The 4,378-nt window shown below is 67.2% G+C and carries 4 protein-coding genes and 1 pseudogene; 3 read left to right on the forward strand and 2 right to left on the reverse strand.

Features of this window, described 5'->3' with window-relative positions; genetic code table 11:
• Together Q0326_RS17585 and Q0326_RS17590 are read left to right on the forward strand one after the other, a co-directional pair.
• Positions 1-840: pseudogene (locus tag Q0326_RS17585) on the forward strand (IS630 family transposase); the annotation flags it as partial.
• Between the two features lie 42 nt (positions 841-882).
• On the forward strand, positions 883-1,110 hold the full coding sequence (locus Q0326_RS17590) for a hypothetical protein (RefSeq protein WP_298693028.1): 228 nt from the start codon (positions 883-885) through the stop codon (positions 1,108-1,110).
• Between the two features lie 293 nt (positions 1,111-1,403).
• Here Q0326_RS17590 and Q0326_RS17595 read toward each other — a convergent pair whose 3' ends face one another.
• Complete coding sequence (locus Q0326_RS17595) at positions 1,404-2,306, reverse strand: TetR/AcrR family transcriptional regulator (protein WP_298693030.1); 903 nt, start codon at positions 2,304-2,306, stop codon at positions 1,404-1,406.
• Between the two features lie 10 nt (positions 2,307-2,316).
• Between Q0326_RS17595 and Q0326_RS17600 the strand changes: the two genes are divergently transcribed.
• Positions 2,317-3,672, forward strand: a complete 1,356-nt coding sequence (locus Q0326_RS17600) for an amidohydrolase family protein (protein WP_363304345.1) — start codon at positions 2,317-2,319, stop codon at positions 3,670-3,672.
• Here Q0326_RS17600 and Q0326_RS17605 read toward each other — a convergent pair.
• Positions 3,562-4,378 (reverse strand): enoyl-CoA hydratase/isomerase family protein (locus tag Q0326_RS17605; RefSeq protein ID WP_298693032.1); only part of this gene is annotated, 817 nt, incomplete at its 5' end. The two genes, Q0326_RS17600 and Q0326_RS17605, sit on opposite strands and share 111 nt — an antisense overlap.

Here is a 4,378-nt window from a genome sequence, read left to right on the forward strand (position 1 = left end):
TCGTCCGTATGGCGAACGCGCTGTGCTTCGCTGCGTAATCGTACAAAGCCGAGCTCAGGGCGGCGACATACGCTCGCGCCGAATCAAGGAGCGGCGAGCAGATATCCTCGCGGTGTGGGAGGCGCGCAAGGACATCTCGCTTGAAGAACTACGCTTGGCGCTGATCGAGCTCGGCCTGCACGTCTCGGTGGCCGGGCTTCACCGCTTCTTCGTTCGTCACGACATGACGAGCAAAAAAAGGCTGGTCATGCGATCGAGCAGGACCGCCCCGACGTCTTAAGCCAGCGGCATGAATGGTTCGATGACCAGCTTGACCTCGATCCCGAGCGGCTCGTGTTCATCGACGAAACCTGGACCGCGACCAATATGACCCGCAGCCATGGCCGCCGCACCAGGGGCCAGCGCCTGCGGATGGGCTTCCCGCACGGTCACCGCAAGACGACCACGTTGGTCGCGGGACTGCGCATGACCGGCATGGTTGCACCGATGGTGCTCGACGGGCCGATCAACGGCGACTGGTTCGAAGCCTATGTCACTCAGGTGCTCGTCCCCGAGCTGCGGCCCGGCGATGTCGTCGTCATGGACAATCTGTCGAGCCACAAGCGTGCTTCGGTGTGCGAGTCGATCGAAGCGGCTGGCGCAACCTTGCGCTTCCTCCCGCCCTACAGCCCCGACTTCAACCCCATCAAGAAGGCCTTCTCCAAGCTCAAAGCTATGCTCAGGAAGATCGGTGAGCGGACCGTGTCCGAGCTGTGAGCCCTGATCGGCCGGCTCGTCGACATCTTCCAGCCGCGCGAATGCGCCAATTACTTCACATCGTGTGGATATGACCCGGACTGATCGAAAACCGCTCTAATCCGCGCGGCGCCGGACGCCGACCCCATGCTGGTGATCGGCGCGAGGCTGAAGCCGATGCCGGACAGGTCCAGCGGCATCGCGATGGCGCAGATCGGCCACACGACCGTCGACTTCCATGAGATCGGCGTCCGCGCGGCCGACTTCGGCGTCATGATCGGTCGTCTGCCCTTGCGGCTTCAACGCGTCGAACCGCGCGAACGTGGCGACCATCGCCATCATCGCCGCGGTCGCATCCGCAGGTGCCGTCTCTAGCGTCGCGGCGGGTGGGGTATCGGTGCCAGGCGCGTCGGGCGGAAGCTTGACCGCGCCCGCGGTACCGGTCTGTTGAGCGGCGGCGGACCCCGCCCATGCCAGGGACGGCAAGGTCAGGAACGCATAGATGGAGATCGACGAACGCAATGATCGCATGCACTTGGTCTATTCGTTTTGCCCCCCATAGGCAGACGATCGGAGACGCGGCCATCGAACGCGAAAGGTATCGCACGAGCGGATAAGCCCGGCTTTTTGCGGGCCACTCTCTTTGCCGATGGAACCGAACGGATGGGTCAGTCGAGTCGCAACCAGCCCCGGGTAAACAGATCGACCTTTTCGTCCAGCTCTAGCGCGGTCGGCGGCGCGGGCTCCCAAGCGGTGTAGGCCATGATCGGCGTGCTGCCGAGAACTAGATCGAGGAACAGCGATGCCGACTTGCCATGGTCCGCATCAGCGATCAAGCCGCGTGCCGCCATGCCCTCGAAGACCGCGGCGAGACTTCGGCGGAAACGCGAGAACGTGGCGACCGCCACCTGCCGCGTGAGATCGGGGAAACGTTTGCTCTCGGCGATCATCAGCTGCATCAGATCGACCGAGCGCTGGCGATAGGTGACGTCGATGACGTAAGCGGCGGTCTTGCGCAGCGTCGCGCGCACGGAATCTCCGGGCACGATCGGCGGGCGCTGGAAGAACGCACCCGTATCGCGCGCGAAGATCACCTCGCGCAGCAATGCCTCCTTGTTACCGAAATGCTGGTACAGCGTCCGCGTCGCGACCCCCGCCAGTCGCGCGATGTCGACCAGCGACGTCGCGGCATAGCCATGGGCGACGAACAGGTCGGTCGCCACTTCGATCACACGGCCCTTGCGACGCTCGAGTTCTGCCGAAGTCGGGCGTCCTGCCTGATTCTTCGGACGTGTCGATGCCGACTTGCGACGCGAAACCTCTCCCCCCGCCCGCAGCGCTCCCGCCTTGTCTGCTTCCTTGCCCATCGTTTTGCAGCATACCTTTCCCGAAGGCCTTCGGTTCGCGTGCGGTCCGCCCGGACGGCTCGACCGTTGCCGACTGCGCTCAACGACCCTAGGGGAATCGCTGCTGAGCTCAAAGAGGATCGTCATCGCGGTCACGCTGCCCGACCTGTTCATCCGCGACGCCGAACTGCGCGGCGGCGACCGCGTCGACGTGCGGATCGCCAACGGAACGATCGTGGAGATCGGCGCCCTCTGTCCGGCGGACGAAACGGTGATCCGCGCCGACGGCGCGCTCCTCATCCCCGGACTGCACGACCATCACCTGCACGTTGCCGCGACCGCGGCGGCGGCGGCGTCGATACGCTGCGGGCCGCCCGAAATCGCGGACGCCGCCGCGTTGGCGGGGGCCCTCGGGCAGGCGGGCGACGGCTGGCTGCGCGGGATCGGCTATCACGAAAGCGTCGCCGGGATGATCGACCGGCATTGGCTCGATCGCGTCAATCGGGACCGGCCGGTGCGCGTGCAGCATCGGTCGGGGCGGATGTGGGTGTTCAACTCCGCAGGGCTCGACGTCCTGTACCGACGCGCGGCCGATGCCGGCGACCGACTGGAGCGCGACGCTGGCGGCCCGACCGGGCGATTGGTCGATGCCGACGCGTGGTTGCGGCGAGTACTGGACGGCTCGCCGCCTTCGTTCGCCGCGATCGGGAAGCAGTTGGCACACCTTGGCGTGACCGGGATCACCGACATGACGGTGTCCAACGATTGGGCGATGGCCGAGCATTTTGCGCGCGAGCATGCGGCAGGCGCCTTGCCGCAGCGGATCGTGCTCGCGGGTACGATGCGCCTGGCGGCGGGGCTTTCCCAAGGGGTCGCGCTCGGGCCGCTCAAAGTGCATCTGCACGAGGCGCACCTACCCGATCACGACATGTTGATCGCGGATATGAAGGTGGCGCATGTCGCGCAGCGTGCGGTTGCGGTCCACTGCGTGACCGAGGTCGAACTGGTGTTCGCGCTCGCCGCGTTCGCCGCGGCGGGAACCATCGGCGGCGACCGGATCGAACACGCGTCGATCGCGCCGCCTGCGCTGATCGAGCAGATCGCGACCCTTGCGCTGATCGTCGTGACGCAACCGAACTTCGTCCGTGAACGCGGCGACGCCTATCGGTGCGATCTGCCGCAGGATATCTGGCCGGACCTCTACCGGCTCGCGACCTGGAAACGGTACGGCGTGCCCCTGGCAGCGGGAACGGACGCGCCGTTCGGTGATCCCGATCCATGGGCGGCGATGGCAGCCGCGGTTGATCGCCGGACCGCCCACGGCGCCACGATCGGCGCGGACGAGGCGCTGACGCCCGAGGCTGCGCTCGACCTGTTCCTGGCCGATCCGTTCGATCTTCGGCGGACACGGACGGTCGCCATTGGTGGGGTGGCGGACGTGTGTCTGCTCGACGCGCCATGGTCGGTGGCGCGGGCCGCGTTATCGGCCGAGCGCGTCGACACGACGATCATCGCCGGCCGGATCGTCCACGATCGCATCGATCAGCCCGATCGCCATCGCGGCGCGCGCGCCGATCCGCCGCCCCGATAGCATCAGCTTGGCCGCCCGCTGTCGGCCGATACGGCGCGGGATCGATACCGTGCCGCCGAACCCCGGCATTATCCCCATCGCGCATTCGGGCAGCTGGAACCACGCGTCGGATGTCGCCGTCAGCCGATCGGCGAACGCCGCGAGCTCGAGACTCGAGCCGATGCACGCTCCCTGGACATGGACGTCGACCGTGCCGTGCCGGCGCAGCAACGGCCACGCGGGTAGCGTTCGCAGGCGGATGCGATGCGCGGTCAGCGGGTCGCGCGTCGTCCCGAATTCGGCAAGATCGGCGCCGATGCCGAAGCACCGCCCGGTCGCCGTCAACCGGATGCGGGCGATATCGCGATCGATGGCCGCCAGCGTGAAGGCGTCGAACAGCGCGTCGCGCATCGCGCGGTCGATCGCATTGCGTGCTGCGGGACGATCGATGCGCAGGTCGAGCATCCCGTTGGTCCGCGTCATCGCGAGTGTGCCGGGCTCGACAAGGACCGGCGATCGACGACCGTCCAGCCAACGGGCATGCTCGCCGCTACCCTGCAACGCCGCCAGGGTGATCGATTCGAGCATCAGCCCAGCCATTGGGTCGAGCGCCGCCCCGGCACGCAGGCATTGGACGATCGCCGCCGCCGCCGCCGGCGTCGCCTCGATCGCGCGCCCGAGCGCTGCGGCGGCGGCGTGGTCCGCGACGACGAGGTCGGCGTCGGTC

This window comes from uncultured Sphingomonas sp., from assembly GCF_937859915.1.
Lineage (GTDB): Bacteria > Pseudomonadota > Alphaproteobacteria > Sphingomonadales > Sphingomonadaceae > Solisphingomonas.